Genomic DNA, 19,292 nt, shown 5'->3' with positions numbered 1-19,292 from the left:
ACATCCCAAGAGAGGACATCCGAAATGCCCCTGAGTTCGGCTCTTGCCCTGGCCCTTGCCGCGAGCGTACCCGCCGCACCCCCGGCGATCGATATCGATCTGGTCGGCAAGGCGCCCGAGGAAATGCCGGTCTATCGGCCCGGCGGCAACGGCATCGAAAAGCGCGATGCCTCTGGCGGCTTTCTCTATTCGATCGCCCTGCCGGAAGGCACTTACCGCGTGACGCTGACCCTGGGCGACAAGCGCGGCGCGGGCCGCACCACCGTCAAGGCCGAAAGCCGCCGCCTGTTCCTGCGCGATGTCGTCACCCGGCGCGGGCAGACGGTGAAGCGCAGCTTCCTCGTCGACGTGCGCGATGCCCGCCTGCCCGCCCAGCCCGCCAATGCGCCGCGCTTCGGCCGGACCGTCCTGCTCGACGAGCGCGATCTCGCCAGCTTCAGCTGGGACGACAAGTTGACTCTCGAGTTCCTCGGCCAGCCGCGCGTTTCGGCCATTCACATCGAGGCAGCGACGGCCCCGCGCCTGTTCCTCGCCGGAGATTCGACGGTTGCCGACCAGTATAGCGAGCCCTTCGCCAGTTGGGGCCAGATGCTTCCCGCCATGCTGGACGACCGCGTTATCGTCGCCAACCATGCCAAGTCCGGCGCGACGATGAAGTCCTTCATCGCCCAGCTCCGCTTCTCCAAGCTGCTGACCCAGGTGCGCGAGGGCGACTGGCTGTTCATCCAGTTCGGCCACAACGACCAGAAGGCCGAATGGCCGATGACCTATCTCGACCCCGCGCTGACCTACCCCGCCTACTTGCGCAGCTATGTCGCCGAGGCGCGCCGTCGCGGCGTGCATCCGGTGTTGGTGACTTCGCCGGAACGGCGCAACTTCGACGCGGCCGGAAAGATCAAGGACACGCTCGGCGCCTATACCGAAGCCGTGCGCAAGGTCGCCGCGGAAGAGAAAGTGCCGCTGATCGATCTCAACCGCGACAGTATCGCGATCATGCAGGCATTGGGACCGGAGGTTTCCCCGCGCGCATTTGCCGAGAACGGCAAGGATCGGACCCACAACGACAACTACGGCGCCTGGCTCTTTGCCGCCGCCATCGCCCGGCAGGTGCGCGAGAAGATTCCCGAACTCGCACCTTACGTTACGGTCCGGGATTTCGATCCCACCCATCCGCCCCTGCCCGACGCCGTGACCATCGCCCCAAGCCTACAGCTGGAGGAAAACAAGCCGGAAGGAAGCTGACTGCGCAAAATCTCCGCCAGAATCCCGATTGACGAATGTTTGGGGACGAGCTACCAAATATCGGTATTGATATCCACATAATGGAACAAATGGGAGAGCCGGTGTGCCGGATAGTGGGACGGGGTCCATCCACGCCTTCAGGATGCAGTTGAAGCCCGGCACGGTCGAGGAATATCGCCGCCGGCACGACGCGATCTGGCCCGAACTCTCCGCGCTGCTGACCGAAGCGGGCATCCGCGACTACTCGATCTTTCTCGACGAAGGCAGTCTTTCCCTCTTCGCTGTACTGCGCCTGCTGCCGGAAAACAGCCGCGACACCCTGCCCGATCACCCGGTGATGCGCCGCTGGTGGGATTACATGGCGCCGCTCATGGAAGTGGAACCGGGCAACCGCCCGGTCGAATGGCCGCTTCCGCTGCTGTTCCACATGGACTGAGCGACATGAAACGCGCATTCCTTACCGCCCTGCTGCTCACGGCCCTGCCGTCTCCCGCATTCGCGCAGGACGCGAAGCCGACGGCCGATCTTTCCGCTCCGGTTCAGACCTTCGGCCGCGTCTCTTTCGATGCGCGCTCGTTGATGATCGACGGCAAGCGGCAGGTGATCTGGTCGGGCGAGTTCCATCCCTTCCGCCTGCCCAGCCCGGACCTCTGGCGCGACGTGCTGCAGAAGATGAAGGCCAGCGGGTTCAACACCGTCGCGCTCTATTTCGACTGGGGCTATCACTCGCCGAAGCAGGGCGTCTACGATTTCAGCGGCATCCGTGATCTCGACCGCCTGCTGACGATGGCCGAGGAAGAGGGCCTCTGGGTCATGACCCGCGCCGGGCCTTATGTGAATGCGGAACTGTCGCGCGGCGGGTTCCCGGGCTGGCTGGTCAACCAGAAGGCCCGCGCCCGCACCGATGATCCCGAATATATGGCGGCAGCCGACGAGTGGCTGACGCAGATCAACGCGATCATCGCCCGCCACCAGATCAACGGCGACGGCAAGGGCCATAAGGGATCGGTGATCCTCCACCAGATCGAGAACGAACTGGCCCTGACCACGCCCGCGCAGCGCCGCTACATGGACCATATCTACGCCAAGGCGCGCGCCGACGGCATCACCGTGCCGATCTTCCACAACGACCAGGGCCGCAACGGCTACTGGGTGCCGGAAGGCTCTTCCGTGGAAAAGGTCGTCCACGGCCCCAACGACATGTACGCGTTCGACGGCTATCCCGGCGGCACCTGCACCGTGGAAGGCAAGCCCACGCGCAGCGTGGCCGCGCCGGACTGGGGCTTCTACGGCCCCGGCGGCGCCAGGGGCGGCGCTTCCGCTTCGCCGAAGACGCCCGGCTTCCTGGCCGAATTCGGCGGCGGCTGGTTCGATTACTGGGGCTCCAACGGCGGCTACGAGTGCAACGCGGTCCAGCGCGGCAAGCGGTTCCAACGGGTGTTCTACGGAACCAATCTGGCCAACGGTATCGGCATCCAGAGCTTCTATATGGTCTATGGCGGCACCAGCTGGGGCTGGCTGCCTGCCCCGGTGGTGTTCACCAGCTACGACTATGGCGCCGCCATTTCCGAGGCGCGGAACCTGCGCGAAAAGGCGCTGGAGATGAAGCAGCTCGGCGGACTGATCGCCTCGGTGCCGGACCTTGCCGGCATGATCCCGGCGGGCGCGCCTGAGATCTCCTCGCCCCAGATTCAGGTCTACCACAACAAGAGCCCGGAGACCGACGCGCGCTTCCTGATGGTGACGCACAAGCCCTCGAATGGGCAGACCGACGACAGCTTCACCGTCACCGCCGCGCTGCCGGACGGACGCTATACATTCCCGCTGCGGCTCAATGGCTTCGATGCCAAGTGGCTGGTCGCCGGGGTAAATCTGGGCGGACAGCGGCTGGTCTATTCGACCTCCGAACTGCAATCGGCTTCCAAGGCCGGTAGTGCCGATCTGCTGCTGCTCTACGGCCGTGCCGGAGAGCCTGGCGAGACCGTTCTGCGCTATGCCTCCGCCCCGCAAGTCACGGTTCTGGAAGGCGCGGCGGAAACCGCTTTCAACGACACCAAGGGCGACCTGAAAGTCACCTACATGCATAGGGGCCGCACAGTCCTTCGCCTGACCGGCGGCGGACGCGGCGACCTGATCCTGATCCTTGCCGACGAGGCCGAAGGCACCCGTTATACCCGCGTGGAATCGCCGGCAGGTCCCGTTCTGGTGCGTGGCCCCCAACTCGTTCGCCATGCTTCGCTCAAGTCCGGCGCGCTGGCGCTGACCGGCGACACGGGTGAAGCGGACGATCTCGAAGTCTGGGCGCCCGGCACCGTCCGTGCGCTGACATGGGACGGCGCGCGTGTCCCGGCCAAGGCATCCACCGTGGCCAGCCTCGCCTCCACCGTGCCGCTGCCCGGCCCCGCGCAACTCACGCTCCCCGCCCTTACCGGCTGGCGCATGGCCAAGGGTTCGCCGGAGACCGATCCGAAGTTCGACGATAGCAGTTGGCAGGCCGTCGGAGGCAGTCGCCCCAATGCCACGATCACCCAGCGCCCTGACGGCCAGCCGAACATGGCGATGGACGCTTATGGCTTCCACGAGGGCGACGTCTGGTATCGCGGCCGCTTCGAGGGCAATGCCGGGGCCAGGACCGTCTCGCTGTTCTATGGTGCCGGTGGATCGGGCCTCGTGCAGGCCTGGCTCGACGGCACGTTCATCGGTCAGGCCGAGACGCCGAGCGGCCTGCCCCGCCCGATCACCACCGGCACCGTCACGCTGGACCTTCCGGCGGAGGCGCAGGCGGGTGGCAGCCATGTCCTTTCGGTCATGGTCCGCAACAACGGCCATAACTGGGATCTCGATTCCGACGACTTCCACAAGGAAGCCCGCGGGCTCATCTCCGCCTCGATCTCGCAGCCGGGTGGGCGCAGCTTCGCCGTGCCGATCGCATGGAGGATCCAGGGCCAACGCGGCGGCGAGGACATTGCCGACCCCGTGCGCGGCCCCGCCAACAACGGCGGCCAATATGGCGAGCGCATGGGCTGGCACCTGCCGCTGTTCGACGACAGCGGGTGGAGCGCGGCGCAAGTGCCCGCAACCGGCGCCGAGCCGGGCACCACATGGTATCGCACCAAGTTCGATCTGGCCGTACCCAAGGGGCAGGATGCCACCATCGCACTGGCCCTCGGCAATACCGAGACCCCGCGCTCGGCCGCCAAGTACCGCGTGCTGATCTTTGTCAACGGCTGGAACATGGGCCAGTTCATCGCCCATATCGGCCCGCAGCGTGTGTTCCCCATCCCCGAGGGTATCCTGAGCCATCACGGCACCAACCACGTCGCGCTCGCCGTGACGAGCGACGGCGCCCCCGGCGACGCGCTGGAAGCGGTCAAGCTCGTCACCCTGCACAACGTCAAGGGCGGTGTGCCCGTGCAGATGGTGCCCGCGCCCACCCGCCCGGATCAGCTGAAATGACCGGCGACGCGCTCACTCGCCGCCAGTTCGGCATCGGTAGCGCCGGTGCGCTCTGCCTTGCCGGGCTGCCTGGCATTGCGAGCGCAGCCGCGAAGTCGGGCGCGCGCCCGTGGCCCTACCTTATCGGCGCCGACATCTCCTGGGTGCCCGAAGACGAGGCACAGGGCGCCACTTACTACGAAGACGGCCGGCGCAAGGACGTGCTTGCGATCTTCCGCGATGCCGGGTTCAACGCGATCAAGCTGCGCCTCTTCGTCGATCCCGCGAATGGCTATTCGCGGGGGCGGCCCGGCGGCCCGTGGTGCGACCTGCCCCGCACGATCGCGTTTGCGCGGCGGATCAAGGCGGCGGGCTTCCACCTCTCGCTCACGCTCCACTATTCGGACACCTGGGCCGATCCGCAGCATCAGGACAAGCCGGCGGCATGGGCAAGCCTGCCCTTCCCCAAGCTGGTCGATGCCGTCCATCGCCATACCGCAGAGACTTTCGCGGCGATGAAAGCGGCTGGCGTCGCGCCCGATCTGGCGATCCTGGGCAACGAGACGACATTCGGCATGCTCTGGCCCGATGGCCGCGTGCCGCTGACCATTCCCACCGGCAATCCGGTGACCGACAAAGAGCACATGCATGTCTCGGACGCAGGTGGCTACGACAAGTTCGCCGCGCTGCTGAAGGCCGGGATTGCCGCCAGCCGCGATCAGATGCCCGATACCCCGGTGGCGCTGCACAACCACCTCGGCCGCCACTGGCCGATCGTGCAGCACTGGACCGACAGCCTGATCGCGCGCGGTGTCGATTTCGATGCGCTGGGCTTCTCCTGCTACCAGCAGGCGGCGCAGGGCGACTGGCAGCGGACGTTCACCGAGTTCAGCCGCCGCTATCCGGACAAGGGCTTCTTCGCGATCGAGTATTCGTCGCGCAAGCGCTACCTGAACGATCTGGCCCATGCGCATCCCAATGGCTGGGGCAGCTTCATCTGGGAGCCGACCCGCCATCAGGAGGCGATCTTCCTGAAGGACGGCAAGAGCGCCGGCGAAGGCCCGCGCGCCGAGCTGCTCTCGCAGGGCCTCAACACCGCGGAAGCACCCGGCGCGACACCTTCCGTGACGCCCGACGTCCCGAAACAACCCGAAAACCATGGCGGCCGGTACGATGCCGATCCCGCCTTCCTGCAACTCTATCGCCAGATGGCGCGCGATTACGGAGTCCTGAAATGACCCACCCCGCGCCCTGCCGCAGCACCGCCCACAGGAGAACTTGAGTGGCCGCCCTAACCCATGACATCCCCCGCCAGCAGGTCACCACGGCGATCGACCTGCTGATGCACAACCTCGTCAACATCAAGGACGAGACCGGCGAATTCCTGCTGCATCTGGAAGACGGCCGCGTGATCGACACCAAGGGCTGGGCCGGCTGGGAATGGACCCACGGCGTCGGCCTGTTCGGCATGTGGCGCTATTTCGAGCAGACCGGCGACGAAACCGCGCTCAACATCATCCGCCAGTGGTTTGAGGACCGCTTCGCGGAAGGCACGCCTACCAAGAACATCAACACGGTGGCGCCCTTCATCACCCTCGCCTACCTCTACGAACTGGACGGTGACCCCAGCTACATCCCCTATCTCGACACCTGGGCCGAGTGGCTGATGGCGCCCGACGGGTTGCCCAAGACCGAGGAGGGCGGCTTCCAGCACATCGTCTACAACGACGAGAATCCCGGCGAACTCTGGGACGACACGCTGATGATGAGCGTGCTGCCGCTCGCCAAGATCGGCCTGCTGCTGGACCGCCCGCAGTATATCGAGGAAGCCAAGCGCCAGTTCCTCGTCCACATCAAGTATCTGGCCGACAAGAAGACCGGCTTGTGGTTTCACGGGTGGGACTTCACCGGCCGTCACAACTTCGCCGAAGCGCTCTGGGCGCGCGGCAACTGCTGGGTGACGATCGCCATTCCCGAGATCATCGAACTGCTCGATCTCGAACCCGGCGATGCCTTCCGCCTGTTCCTGATCGACACGCTGGCCGCACAGGTTCGCACGCTGGCCGCCACGCAGGATGCCGAAACCGGCCTGTGGCACACCCTGATAAACGATCCGACGAGCTATCTCGAAGCCTCGGCCACGGCGGGCTTCGCCTATGGCATCCTCAAGGCCGTCCGCAAGGGCTACCTGCCGCGCGAATACGAAGCGGTGGGCATCCGGGCAGTGCGGGGCGTGCTCGCCAATATCGACGGAGCAGGCGAGCTTCAGCAGGTCAGCTTCGGCACGGCGATGGGCGATACGCTCCAGTTCTACAAGGACATCGCACTCACCTCGATGCCCTACGGACAGAGCCTCGCGATCTGCGCGCTGGCCGAGTTCCTGCGGACCTATATCTGACGATGCGCGCGGCAGGCGCCCTGTGGCTGGCGGCGGGTCTTGCACTCGCCCACCCGGCGCAGGCGAATGCCGCGCAGAGCGATGCCGCATGGGTTCACTTCGAACCCATGCGCGGTGACTTCGCACTGGCGGCACAGGGCCGCGTCGCACAAGTCGTGACCGCGCCCGAGGATCACGACCTCGTCCACATCGCCGCCGACAGCCTGCGCGCCGACCTCTCATCCGTTACCGGCGCGCAAGGGTCCTCCGACACGCAAGTCTGGATCGGCACGCTGGGCCGCAACCCGCAAATCGACCGGCTCGTTGCGGCAGGCCGGATCGATGCGGCAAAGTTGCGCGGTGCCTGGGAGAGCTTCCTGATCGTGCCCGTCGCGAACCCGGAACCCGGCGTGCGTCAGGCGCTGGTCATCCTGGGAAGCGACCGACGCGGCACCGCCTATGGCGCCTACGAAATCTCCCGCGCGATCGGCGTTTCGCCCTGGCACTGGTGGGCGGACGTGCCGCCCGAGCACCACGATGCGCTATACGTCTCCAGCAGAGTACAGCGCTTCGGACCACCCTCGGTGCAGTATCGCGGCATCTTCCTCAACGACGAGGACTGGGGCCTCGTCCCCTGGGCGCAAGGGGCGTTTCCCGAGGAACCTGCGCCGGGCCGGAAAACCTACACGAAAGTCTTCGACCTTCTGCTGCGGCTGCGGGCGAATACGCTCTGGCCCGCCATGCACAAGGCCAGCCGTGCCTTCAACGCCGATCCTGCCAACGCTGCGCTGGCAGAGCGCTACGGCATCGTCATGGGCACCAGCCACGCCGAACCGATGCTGCGCAACAATGTCGGTGAATGGACCGGCAAGGCGGAAGACTTCAACTACCTGCCCAACCGCGACGGCATTCGCCGCTACTGGCGCGAGCGGGTAACAAGCAACGCCGCCGACGAGACGATCTGGACGCTCGGCCTGCGCGGCATCCACGACAGCGGAATGATCGGCCCGAAGACCGACGAAGAACGCCGCCGCACGCTGGAGCAGGTCTTCACCGACCAGCGGGACATGCTGCGGGAAGCCGGAATCCCGCAGGCGCCGCAAGTCTTCACCCCCTACAAGGAAGTGCTCGACATTTACCGGGCCGGGCTGAAAGTGCCGGAAGACGTCACCCTGATGTGGACCGACGACAACTTTGGCTACATCCGCCACTTCCCCGACCCCGCCGAACGCGCGCGAAGCGGCGGAAACGGCGTATATTACCATCTCTCCTACCTCGGCGCGCCGCTTTCCTACCTCTGGCTCTCGACCACCCCGCCTGCCCTGATCCGCGAGGAAATGGGCCGCGCCTGGGACAAGGGCGCGCGCCGGATGTGGATCGCCAATGTCGGCGATATCAAGCCCGCCGAGCTTCCCGTCGATTACTTCCTCAGCCTCGCCTGGGATATCGACGGGACGCGCACCCAGCCCATCGAAACATGGACGACGCACTGGGCCGAGCAGACTCTCGGCAAGGGCACGGGTAGGGTCGCCGCAACGATCCTCACCGACTATTACCGCCTCAACTTCGCGCGCCGCCCCGAGCATCTGCAATGGTATCTGCCAGGCGAGAAGCCTCATGCCAGCCCGCTCTCCACTGCCGAGGCCGACGAACGCCTCGCCGGATTTGCCGCGATGGAACGGCGTGTCGCGGCACTGCGACCGCTGATCCCGGCCGACCGCATGGATAGCTTCTTCGAACTGGTGGACTATCCGGTCGCCGCTTCGGCTGCGGCCAACCGGCGCTTCTTCGCCGCCGAGGCCCACGATGCCCTGCGCGACCGCGATCCGCCGGAGAGCTGGCGCCGCGCCCGGATCGCCGCCGAGGCGCAGGAGACGCTGACCGCGCTGACCCGCCGCTACAACCGCGAGATCGCCGGCGGCAAATGGCGCGGGATCATGGCGGTGGAGCCCGCGGACGGCCAATGGCGCAGCTTCCGCCAGAGCCTGCCGGTCGTGCCCGCTCCGGCCTCGATCCCGGATGTGGCGCCCTCCATGCCTGCACCGTCGCCCGCCACCGCGGAGCCGATCCTGCGCCCCGACGAGTTCCTGCCCGCAAGGGGCTGGCGGCGGATCGACGGCCTTGGCCGCAGCGGCTCGCTGCTGGGCGCCGGTGCCCCTTCCTCTCCCGCGCGCGCATCGATCACCCTGCCCGCCGGAAACTGGCAGGCGGTGATCGACCTGCTGCCGCTTTACCCTTCGGGCGACGGCGAAGCTCTGCACCTGACCGTCCGCATCGACGGCAAGGCAGAGGCGCTTGAAATACCGCGCCGCACCGGCGACCGCGACTGGGCCATGGCAGTGCTGGACAACCGCATCGCCCGGACCTTGGCCGGTACGCTCGGCGCGGGCCGACACGAGATTTCGCTCGAATCCGGCGATCCCGCCGTGATGATCGAGGCCATTCGCTTCATACCTGCTGACAAGTCAATTACTCCGACTTATTAGTCGTATCCAATCGGACCGCCCAAGAAGGCAGGCCCGGCAAAGAACAAGACGGTGAAGGATCCTGTAGTGCCTCAAAGCCAGAAGACGGCCGCGCGTCCCGTACGCCTGCGAAACTACCTCGCCTACGGCTCCAACGATGTGCTCGGGGCGGGATCGATGGCGGTCATTTCCGGCTGGGTCCTGATCTTCTACACGCAGTTCTGCGGACTCTCCGCCGGGCAGGCCGCCACGATCTTCGCCGTGGCCCGCGTGCTGGACGCCTTCGCCTCGCCGATGATCGGCTATATCTCCGACCACTTCGGCACCACCGCGCTGGGCCGCCGGTTCGGGCGGCGGCGCTTCTTCATCCTCGCCGCCATCCCCCTGCTGCCCAGCTTCGCACTCATGTGGCTGCCGGGCCAGACGTTCTGGTACTACCTCGTCAGCTACGTGCTGTTCGAACTGATCTACGCGATGGAGATCATTCCCTTCGAGACACTCGCCGCAGAGATGTCGAGCGACTACAAGACCAAGGCCAAGTTCGCCGGCTGGCGCATCCTGTTCGGTCAGGCCTCGGCGATCCTTGCGGGCTTCCTGCCGCTCTGGCTGATCGAGGCGCTGGGCCGCGACAGCGCCGATACCTTCTTCTACATGGGCCTGATCTTCGCCGCCCTGTTCATGGTGACGGCGGCCATGCTCTACCTGTTCAGCTGGGAGCGCCACGGCCCCGGCGGAGTTCCGCTCCCCACCGAACAGCGCCACTCGGCCGGACCACTGGAGGCGCTGAAGGCACTCTACCGCAACTTGTTTTCGACGATGCGCATCCGCGCCTTCCGCCTGCACCTGGGCATGTATCTCGGCGGCTACATCAGCCAGGACGTGTTCAACGCCGCCTTCACCTTCTTCGTGATCTTCGCGCTGGCGGGGACCACCGCAATCGCCTCGGGCCTGCTGGGCACGATGTATATCGTCCAGTTCCTGGCCGTCATCATCGCCATCAACATGGCCCTGCGCGCCTCGCCCAGCCGCGCCTACCAGATCGCCGCCGCCAGTTTCGCGGCGGGCGCACTTACGCTGATCGGACTGTGGACGCTCGGCATCACCGCCGCCAGCCACATGATCTGGCTGCCCATCGCGCTGGCAGGGCTGGGCCGCGGCGCGCTCAACTACATCCCCTGGGCAACCTACAACTACATGGCCGACGTCGACGAGATCGTCACCGGCCGCCGCCGCGAAGGCAGCTTCGCAGGCGTGATGACGTTCGTGCGCAAGGCGACCCAGGCCGCCGCCGTGGCGGGGGTAGGCTTCGTCATGCAGGCGGGCGGCTTCGTCTCCGGGGCCGTGCAGCAGTCCGACGGAGCGATCCGCACCATCGCCCTGCTGCTGGGCATCGGCACGGTGGGCATGCTGGTGTTCGGCGTGATCGTCTCGCTACGCTTCCGCCTCTCGCCCGCCACCCACGCCGTGCTGATGCGCGAGATCGAGCACTTGCGCTCCGGCGCCCGCACCCCGACCAGCGCCGAGGCGCAGGCGGTGGTGGAGGATCTTTCAGGCTGGCGTTACGACCAGCTCTGGGGCCGCAATCCGCTGGTCGAGCAGGAAGAGCGCAACGGCGATGCCGGATTGACCCCCAGGCCCTCGTCGTCCCGGACCTGATCCAGGAGGACGCGGGTTACCCGCGCGGCGCGCGGTAGCCTACGGCTTCGCTGATCTCGCCCGCCGTGGCGACGATCGCCGCCACCAGATCGTCGACGATATCGTCGGTCAGATAGTGGGCCGCGCTGGCGATCGAGATCGCGATGCAGATCTGCCGCCGAGCGTCGCGGATCGGCACCGCCAGCGAACGCACGCCGTCGCCCAGTTCGCTGTCATGCAGCACATAGCCGCGCGCCTTGTGCTCACGCATCAGCGCCACATATTCCTTGACCGCCTTGGCGGAAACTTTCCCGCCATTGGGGCCGCCGCTCGCCGCGCGGTAAAGCTCTTCCCAGACAGCCTCGTCCTCGTCGAGCAGCAGCGCCTTGCCGAGGCCGGTCTCGGCGATCGGGCGGCGGTCGCCGGGGGCGGTCGCCACGCGCAGGCGCTGGCGGCCGGTCACGCGGTCGAGGTGGCGGGACCAGTCGCCCTCGCGCTTGCCCACGAAGACGCAGAATCCCGTCTCGTCCGACAGTCGTTCCATGAACGGACGCGCCACGCGCACGAAGTCGATCTGCTCGGTGGCCATGACGCCCAGTTCGAGCAGCTTGGGACCAAGCCCGAAGCCGTCGTTCGTCACCGAAAGATAGCCGCGCGATTTCAGCGCCTGCACCAGCCGGTGGGCGGTGGTCTTGCTCATGCCCAGCTTGCGGGCAAGGTCGGCGGCGCGGATCGGGCCGCCGATCACTTCGTCCATGATGTCGAGCGCCCGCATCAGCGTCTGCGTGCCCTTGACCTCTACTTCGGGCTTGTCCGTCATCATCGGTGTCTTTCCCAGCTCGGCCCACTTTGCGGGACGAGACTCCAATTGTTCCACCATGCTCTATACCCTGGAGCGCGGCGGTCAATGGGGGGCTAGACGAACCGGGCCTCGGTATCCCTGCGGATAGACAGCAGGCCGACGAGGCTGAGCACCGCTGCCACCGAGATATAGGCGCCGACATAGAGCACCCCGCCTTCGTCCGCGAGCGTCTGGGCGATGGCCGGAGCAAAGCCGCCACCGAAGATTCCGCCGACGTTGAAGGCGATGGACGAGCCGGTATAGCGCACCCGCGCGTCAAACAGTTGCGGCAGGAGCGAGGCGATCGGGCCGTAGACGAAGCCCATCGTGAACAGGCCGAGGCACAGGAAGGCGGCAATGATCCAGAGTGAGCCCGCCGCAAACATCGGCCCCATCAGCAGGCCGACGACGACGGCCCCCACGCAGCCGGCGATCAGCACGGCGCGCGAAGACCAGCGGTCCGACGCATAACCGGCGATGACGATGCCCAGCGCCATGAACAGGATCGCGAAAAGCTGCACGCCCAGGAAGCTCTGGCGGTCGTAGCCGAGCGTCTGGGTGCCGTAGCCGAGCGCGAACGTGGTGGTGAGGTAATAGATCGCAAAGCAGGCGATCACCGCGAACGTGCCTGCCAGCGTCTGCCGCATGTGGGTGCGGAACAGTTCGACGATCGGGATCGACTTCGGCGGCGTTTCCTCCAGCACCGCCTCGAAGGCCGGCGTTTCCGTGAGCTTCAGGCGAATCCACAGGCCGAGACCGACCAGCACGGAGCTGAGCAGGAAGGGAATGCGCCAGCCCCAGGCCAGGAAGTCCGCATCGCTCAGGGTCACGCTGAAGATCAGGAACAGCCCGTTCGCGGCCAGGAAGCCCACGGGCGCGCCGAGTTGCGGGAACATCCCGAAACGGGCGCGCCACCCCGGCGGCGCGTTCTCCACGGCCAGCAGTGCGGCACCGCCCCACTCGCCGCCAAGACCCAACCCTTGCGAGAAGCGCATCAGGCACAGCAGCACCGGAGCAAGCCAGCCGATGCTCTCGTAAGTGGGCAGCAGACCGATGATGACGGTCGCCCCGCCCATCAGCAACAGCGAGGCGACGAGCGTGGACTTGCGCCCGACCCGATCGCCGAAATGGCCGAACAGGGTGGCGCCCACGGGCCGTGCGATGAAGGCGATGGCGAAGCTGGCATAAGCGGCGAGGCGCTGCACCGAGGCGGATTCGGCCGGGAAGAACAGCGGCCCGAACACCAGCGCCGCCGCGGTCGCATAGATGTAGAAGTCGTAGAATTCGACCGCCGTACCCACGAGGCTGGCGGCCAGCACGCGCCTGTTGCTGCGATAGACGTTCACCGGAGCAGCCCCGCACGCCGACCGCACGTTCCTGCCGAACCAATCCATTCAACCAAGATTCTGGCCCCTCGAGAACCGCTTCCACTCAAGCCGCCCGCCTTAGATCAACCTGACGAAGTTGAAAGGCCAAATTTACGCAATAAAATTACAAACCGAATTTTGGTCTCGAGTTCCAATCGCCGCCGAAGATGCAGGCGACGCCGTTTCGCGATATCCGGAAGGATTTGCGCTGCGAACGATGCAACGCTCCGGGGAAAGCGGCAAGTTCGACGAAACCGATATTCGATTGGAAGAAACGATGCGCTTGTCGCCAGACGCGGGCAGACTGCTCTAGATGCAAGACGCCGCCGCGCCCATATCCGGCCGTATGAAGCGTAAAGCTCTATACGAACACAGATATGGGAATGGGCTGAAACCTAGGCCTTGAAAGCACAGAAACCTGTGCTGCCATGGCGGAGACGGAGGGATTCGAACCCTCGGTACCCCCTTAAGAGTACGACGGTTTAGCAAACCGCTGGTTTCAGCCACTCACCCACGTCTCCGGATACGGCCTAGGCCCGTGCAACTACGGTTTCCGACATTTCTTGTCAACGCAGTACGCGCGAAAATCGCGGAACCCGCAGAGAACCGGCGTACAGGGCCCTGCACGGTCCATCCGGAGACGGCCCGCGCCCAACTTTTCCACAGCAAACGCCCGAATCATCATGAGAAATAAAGAAGCGCATCCCTGCCTCGAACGCTTGCCCGGCCGCCTGCGTCGTTGCGCTCAACCGCGCGATCGACGCCTTATCGAGATTTCGTCACCCTCTTGCCCAGTCATGCGCGAAGGCGGCACGCCGATCGCAGCCATCTTGAGCCACTGCCGCCGGTCGGACCGCATGGGCTGCTCCTGACCGGCAGATTGCGTTCCCAATGTGGGCGACGCGCTTTCCCAAGTTGCAGCGATCTGCGCGTAGGCCACGGCATGGGCCGGGTTGCTGCCGCGCGCCCCTGCATCTATCGAGCTGTCGCACCTCAGAGAACCATCTTCTCTCGCACATCTTCCGAACCCGCATCGCTGCCCCCGTCCTGCGGGGGCAAGGCATGGGTCAGGAGTTAGACCGCCCGCGCCAGCCTTTTTCTCGAACGTGGAAATGCTGATACCGAGGTCGCTGGCAATCTCGTGGGCGTTTCATCGGCAATTTCGGTCAGCGCCGAGATCGGCAGCGACTTCATTTCCGCCACCCGCGTCTGCCGGATACGCTCGATCGCCTGATTGTGGATCATGCGCATGACACCGGCAGATTGGCGATCGCGCTCCAGCCGTCCAGCGTGAACAACTTGGCATAGACGTCCTGCACGACATCGCCGGCCCCTTCATCGCTACACACGCGGCAAATGGAAACAACGGGCAGATTGCCCTACCCGAAATCAGGCATCCGGAAACCAGCGAGCGGCTGAGGTCATGCTGTCGATCGCAGCGGCAAGGCCAGCGAGTTGGTCCTGGCCAATATAGCCTTGTACCGGCAGCGGCGCCTTCCCGACATCAAGCCCGAGGATTTCTGCAATCCCATAGACAGTGCGGAGGCCGCCGTGCTTCTCGAACAGTGTCCACATAGGGGCGCAGAGCGCTTGAAGTCGTGCCGTTTCATCGGCATCGCCTGCCATTGCCGCGTGTGTCAGACGGACGGCGGGTTCCGGCAGGACGCCAGCCACGACGCTGTGCCAGGCCTCGGCTCCCGCCAGGAACGCGGGCGCTGCGCACCAGTCACCGCTGTAACCGATTTTGAAACCGTTCGGCCCGCGCTCTCGAAGCTGCCGGATCTCGATCGCATAGCCCTCGTCAACTCGCGGCGGCATCTTTACGGCCGCGATCCCCGGCACCTGGGCTAGTTCGACGATCAGGTCGTACGAGAACTCGAAATTCGTCGTGCCCGGGTTGTTGTAGATGCAAAGCGGCAGACCGGTAGCACCGGCAACTGCTTTGAAATGATCCGCGACCTCCCTGTCGGACAGTTTCGCGTAGGACATCGGCGCCAGCAGCAGCCCGCTGGCACCGGCACGCTCGGCAGCGACGGCAAGGTCCCGCGACCAGCTGGTACGCAGCGCACCGACACCTGCCACCACCGGCACACGGCCTGCAGCAGCCTCCACCGCGGCTGTCACGGCTCGGTTACGCTGATCCCGATCCAGGTATGCGTAAGTGCCCGTGCTGCCCAGCACGCTGACAGAATCCACACCGGCCTTCGCAAGGCGGTCGACGAGAACGCTCAGTGCCTGGGTGTCGACCACCCCCTCCTCATTCGCAGGGGTAGGCGGGAATGCGGAGAGGCCTGTGAAGATCGTCATGTGCGATTGTCTCCTTGATCATCGAACGAACAGTAGACGCAATCCCATGGAGCGGCATAGCGATGGTCGACGGCAACCTGCGATATCGCGACCAGCCATTGCCAGCATGCCACGACCGAAAACGGCAGGCCGCGCGTTGCTTTGGTATCGCCTGTAGGGACAGGCTGGCATTGCGCCGGCCTTTCATGGTCAATCGTCAAGTGGGTCATAAGACAATCCTTCCGATCAGGGACGCCGCCAGAGCCAGCATCACGACGCCGACGATGGCATCGAGGACCTTCCAGGCGGCCGGGCGTGCGAAGAGTGGTATCAGGATGCGCGCTCCGTAACCGAGCGCTGCGAACCAGGTGATGCTTGCCGTCGCCGCACCTGCCACGAAGACGGGCCGCAGCGCTGGAGCATGGGCGGATCCGGCGGCCCCCATCAGCAGAACCGTGTCCAGATAGACGTGCGGATTGAGGAAGGTGAACGCCGCCGTCGCTCCCAGCGCGTTCCCCAGAGAAAGTCCGCCTTGGGCGGCCACCGCCATTGCTTCAGGCGCCAGCATTCGCTGAAAGGCCTTGAAACCGTACCAGGCGAGAAACGCGGCCCCTCCCAGAGTAAGGACCACGGTAAGCTGCGGCATCGCGCCCAGCAGCGCACCGACACCGCCCACGCCGGCGGCGATCAGGATCGCGTCGGCACAGCCGCAGAACAGCACGATCGGCCCTACGTGCTCACGCTTCAGGCCCTGTCTCAGAACGAACAGGTTCTGCGCGCCGATCCCCATGATCAAGGCTGCCGACATTGCAAAGCCGGTGAAGAAGGTAGGCAGGATGTTGGTCATGGACCAGCCTATGCCTCTGCGTCGCGATTCAGGGAAACTTGTTCTTCTAAGCCTGCTGAAGTAGAACTTAATCGTGTTCGACTATCCTGCCCTTGCCGCCGTTGCCACCGTCGTTCGTGAAGGAAGCTTCGAGCGCGCCGCTGAGCGACTGGGTGTCACCCCATCCGCAGTTTCTCAGCGGATCCGGGCATTGGAGGAGCGCCTCGGCAGTATCGTGATTGTCCGGGGTCAACCTTGTGTCCCGACCGATCTCGGCCGGAAACTCTGCGCCCATGTGGACCTGGTGCAGTTATTGGAAGCGGACCTCGCTCCAGTCCTTTCCTTTGCGAACGATCACCCGGAGAAGCCGCCCACGCTGAAGCTTGCCGTCAATTCCGACAGCATGGCCACCTGGTTCCCCGAGGCTGCCGCCAAGTTCTCGCATGAGACAGGCTACCTGCTGGAATTCATCATCGAGGACGAAGCCCACACGGCCGACCGCTTGCGCTCCGGCGAGGTCATAGCAGCCGTCTCCGACGATCCCGGTACCGTTCAGGGCTGCAAGACAATCGAACTGGGCAATCTGCAGTATCTCGCCTGCTGCAGTCCCGAATTTGCCGATCGGCATTTCTCGGAAGGGGTGACCGAAGAGGCCCTTCGGCAAGCGCCCTGCCTGCGTTTCGAGCGCCGGGATGGCCTCCAGGCCCGCTGGGTTCGTCAGAACTACGGAATCGAACTGGACGCGCCCATGCATTGGGTTCCTTCGAGCCTGGGATTTCTGAACTTCGGCCTGTCTGGACTGGGCTGGGGTATGCATCCGGCGATGATTGCAAAAGCGAAGATCTCAGAAGGACAACTCGTCGAACTGGCCCCCGGCCGCACGCTTGAGGTGAAGCTGTATTGGACCGTGACAAGGCTGCATGCCTCCGCACTGCGCACCTTCACCGAGGCGGTGCGCAGTGTCGCCCGGCAGGCCCTTGTCTAATCTGTTGCGGAGACCGCCGTCGCGGCATGAACCCTGAAGCGCGCCAGCATGTCCCGGAAAGTCAGACCCGCATCCAGGTAGGTATATACTCGCATGGGGCGGGCGCCGGGACGCTCCTCATAAGTGCCGTTTTCGAGAAGTCTCGGCGTTGGCAGCAACCTGTAGCGGCTCGATGTGGGGTCGGGTTGCATAGGCGGAACCAACGCGGTCAGGGTAACCAGCGGGCTATCCCCCAGGACATAGGCATCTGTCATGGCGACCGGCGGCACGCCCGGTATCTTTGCGAACATCTCCGGCACCGCATCAACCCTGGCTTTAAGGTAGGCGCCTAGCGGGCTCTGTGCGCCCAGCTCTTCAAGTTCGGCCGTGCCGAAGAGCATCTGGCTATATGCGTCGGAAGGCACCTGCCAGATTTCGATGTCGGATTCGTTGAACACTATCTGCGCTGCGACCGGATCGATCGAAAAGTTGAATTCCGGTTCGGTCGTCTTCACCCCGGGATTTCCATGACCAGCATGGGTATTACCACCGATCCAGATCAGCTTTACGCGGCGACCGATGCGGGGCTCGGTCAACCATGCGAGGGCGAGATCCGTCAAACCCGCGCCGGCGGCATAGATCAGCGGCTCCGTAGCGTCGCTTCGCATGGCCTCGCGGACGATCGCGGCCGATGCTGCGCTTGGTTTCCACGACGTGCGGGACTGGATCGGCATTTCCGATCCGGCCATGACGGTGAACTTGCCGGTGAGATTCATCACGCCAAGAACTTCGCCCGCTCGAACCGCCGCATCCCGAGCGTCTTGTCCGCTGCCGAACTTGGCAGGAAGATGAGATCCAACGATCAGCGGAATCTTGAGCGAGGAACAGAGCACATGGTGAGCCAGTTGGAACAACCCGTCCGGATCGCCTGCGAAATCGTTGTCGAGAATCACCCGTGCCAAGGCTGGTTGCCTGCCTAATGCATCGATCGGGAGGGTCAAAGCGCCCAAGAGCGCCATCGACGATCCGATGAATTTTCTGCGCCCCGTCATGTGAGACAATGGACCTCTCCCGGTAACTTTTATCGCCGAAGGTCTCGCCCATCAAAAGCATAATGTAAAATAGCGATTTTTTACTTCTCCATAGCCTGGCACTATGGAAAGTGTTGCCTGCCTGATGACATCCTAGACCGAGCTCTTCCCAAGCAACCGCCGCGCCCGTGCTGCTGTGATATGGCCTTGGCGTGCCGCAATGCGGTACAGTTGCTTCCGCTTTTCAATTTTGCGCCCCGTCTGGACAGACAAAAGCAAGCCGACTATCGCCGCGCCCAGCGCGCGCCTCTTTCGGGTTTCCGGCCGACGCGCTGTTCTTCCCGAGCCCGCAATCTATGGAAAATCGCATGGCGTGGCTCGTGCTCGGCATTGCCGTCATTACTGAAATCGTATGGGCTGTAAGCCTCAAGTGGGCTGCCATGCAGGCGACACCGCTCGCATCGGCCGTGCCCATCGTCCTGAGTTTCGTGAACATGGGCCTGCTGGCGCTCGCCATGCGCGGCCTGCCTGCGGGCACGGCTTATGCGATCTGGACGGGTCTGGGCGCGGTTGGCGTCACCATCCTCGGCGTGCTGCTCTTCGGCGAGAAACTGAACCCCGTTCAAGCCGGTTTCATGAGCCTCATCGTCGTGGGCGTCGTGGGAACCAAGCTGTTTGCCCCAGCCTGACGCTGCCGTTCACAAGGTGGCATGGGGGACAGTGTGGCTGCCGCTTCCCCCAACCTTGGTATAATCATACCTCGGTACAAGTTCATCGTGATCGTCCGCCACCCATGTTCTGACCATCAAACACCAACGATGGA

General features: G+C 64.8%; 16 protein-coding genes and 1 tRNA gene. 9 read left to right on the top strand and 8 right to left on the bottom strand.

What is annotated here, in order from left to right; translation table 11 throughout:
- Window positions 1-24: 24 nt before the first annotated feature.
- The 7 genes from V7066_RS19990 (at window position 25) to V7066_RS19960 (ending at window position 11,175) form a co-directional block, all read left to right on the top strand.
- The gene (locus V7066_RS19990) at window positions 25-1,242 is read left to right on the top strand and encodes a rhamnogalacturonan acetylesterase (RefSeq protein WP_334184734.1); all 1,218 of its coding nucleotides are present in this window, start codon (window positions 25-27) and stop codon (window positions 1,240-1,242) included.
- A gap of 142 nt (window positions 1,243-1,384) precedes the next feature.
- Window positions 1,385-1,678, top strand: coding sequence for an L-rhamnose mutarotase (locus V7066_RS19985; protein ID WP_334184733.1), 294 nt, complete (start codon window positions 1,385-1,387; stop codon window positions 1,676-1,678).
- A gap of 5 nt (window positions 1,679-1,683) precedes the next feature.
- Entirely contained in the window at window positions 1,684-4,698 is a 3,015-nt protein-coding gene (locus tag V7066_RS19980; protein ID WP_334184732.1) for a beta-galactosidase, read from the top strand.
- Entirely contained in the window at window positions 4,695-5,915 is a 1,221-nt protein-coding gene (locus V7066_RS19975; RefSeq protein WP_334184731.1) for a glycosyl hydrolase 53 family protein, read from the top strand. The genes V7066_RS19980 and V7066_RS19975 overlap by 4 nt, the downstream gene beginning before the upstream one ends.
- Before the next feature lie 44 nt (window positions 5,916-5,959).
- Window positions 5,960-7,075 (top strand): beta-galactosidase BglB, encoded by a 1,116-nt coding sequence (gene bglB, locus V7066_RS19970; RefSeq protein ID WP_334184730.1) that lies wholly within the window; start codon window positions 5,960-5,962, stop codon window positions 7,073-7,075.
- Window positions 7,076-7,077: 2 nt separating this feature from the next.
- A complete protein-coding gene (locus V7066_RS19965) occupies window positions 7,078-9,540 on the top strand; it encodes a glycosyl hydrolase 115 family protein (RefSeq protein ID WP_334184729.1) in 2,463 nt (820 codons plus the stop codon).
- 51 nt (window positions 9,541-9,591) lie between these two features.
- Window positions 9,592-11,175: an MFS transporter gene (locus V7066_RS19960; protein ID WP_442947351.1), complete on the top strand. Its 1,584-nt coding sequence runs from the start codon at window positions 9,592-9,594 to the stop codon at window positions 11,173-11,175.
- A 16-nt stretch (window positions 11,176-11,191) separates the two neighbouring features.
- On the opposite strand, the gene V7066_RS19955 is transcribed toward V7066_RS19960, so the two are convergent.
- The 7 genes from V7066_RS19955 to V7066_RS19925 form a co-directional block, all read right to left on the bottom strand.
- A complete protein-coding gene (locus V7066_RS19955) occupies window positions 11,192-11,977 on the bottom strand; it encodes an IclR family transcriptional regulator (RefSeq protein ID WP_334184728.1) in 786 nt (261 codons plus the stop codon).
- Window positions 11,978-12,069: 92 nt separating this feature from the next.
- Window positions 12,070-13,341 carry an MFS transporter gene (locus tag V7066_RS19950; RefSeq protein WP_334184727.1) on the bottom strand — a complete coding sequence of 424 codons (1,272 nt, stop codon included), beginning with the start codon at window positions 13,339-13,341 and terminating at the stop codon, window positions 12,070-12,072.
- 450 nt (window positions 13,342-13,791) lie between these two features.
- A tRNA-Ser gene (locus V7066_RS19945) sits at window positions 13,792-13,883 on the bottom strand.
- Window positions 13,884-14,436: 553 nt separating this feature from the next.
- Window positions 14,437-14,607, bottom strand: coding sequence for a hypothetical protein (locus V7066_RS19940; RefSeq protein WP_334184726.1), 171 nt, complete (start codon window positions 14,605-14,607; stop codon window positions 14,437-14,439).
- Window positions 14,608-14,751: 144 nt separating this feature from the next.
- The gene (locus V7066_RS19935; protein WP_334184725.1) at window positions 14,752-15,669 is read right to left on the bottom strand and encodes a dihydrodipicolinate synthase family protein; all 918 of its coding nucleotides are present in this window, start codon (window positions 15,667-15,669) and stop codon (window positions 14,752-14,754) included.
- Entirely contained in the window at window positions 15,666-15,878 is a 213-nt protein-coding gene (locus tag V7066_RS19930) for a hypothetical protein (RefSeq protein WP_334184724.1), read from the bottom strand. Before V7066_RS19930 ends, V7066_RS19935 begins: the two co-directional genes overlap by 4 nt.
- The gene (locus V7066_RS19925) at window positions 15,875-16,495 is read right to left on the bottom strand and encodes a LysE/ArgO family amino acid transporter (RefSeq protein WP_334184723.1); all 621 of its coding nucleotides are present in this window, start codon (window positions 16,493-16,495) and stop codon (window positions 15,875-15,877) included. The genes V7066_RS19930 and V7066_RS19925 overlap by 4 nt, the downstream gene beginning before the upstream one ends.
- 73 nt (window positions 16,496-16,568) lie before the next feature.
- Between V7066_RS19925 and V7066_RS19920 the strand changes: the two genes are divergently transcribed.
- A complete protein-coding gene (locus V7066_RS19920; RefSeq protein WP_334184722.1) occupies window positions 16,569-17,459 on the top strand; it encodes a LysR family transcriptional regulator ArgP in 891 nt (296 codons plus the stop codon).
- Here V7066_RS19920 and V7066_RS19915 read toward each other — a convergent pair.
- Window positions 17,456-18,490, bottom strand: coding sequence for a nucleoside hydrolase (locus tag V7066_RS19915; protein ID WP_334184749.1), 1,035 nt, complete (start codon window positions 18,488-18,490; stop codon window positions 17,456-17,458). The genes V7066_RS19920 and V7066_RS19915 overlap by 4 nt on opposite strands.
- Before the next feature lie 347 nt (window positions 18,491-18,837).
- Between V7066_RS19915 and V7066_RS19910 the strand changes: the two genes are divergently transcribed.
- Window positions 18,838-19,158 (top strand): DMT family transporter, encoded by a 321-nt coding sequence (locus V7066_RS19910; RefSeq protein ID WP_334184721.1) that lies wholly within the window; start codon window positions 18,838-18,840, stop codon window positions 19,156-19,158.
- Window positions 19,159-19,292 lie beyond the last annotated feature (134 nt).

Source organism: Novosphingobium sp. (assembly GCF_036820275.1).
Lineage (GTDB): Bacteria > Pseudomonadota > Alphaproteobacteria > Sphingomonadales > Sphingomonadaceae > Novosphingobium.
This window is presented reverse-complemented; position numbering and strand designations above follow the sequence as displayed.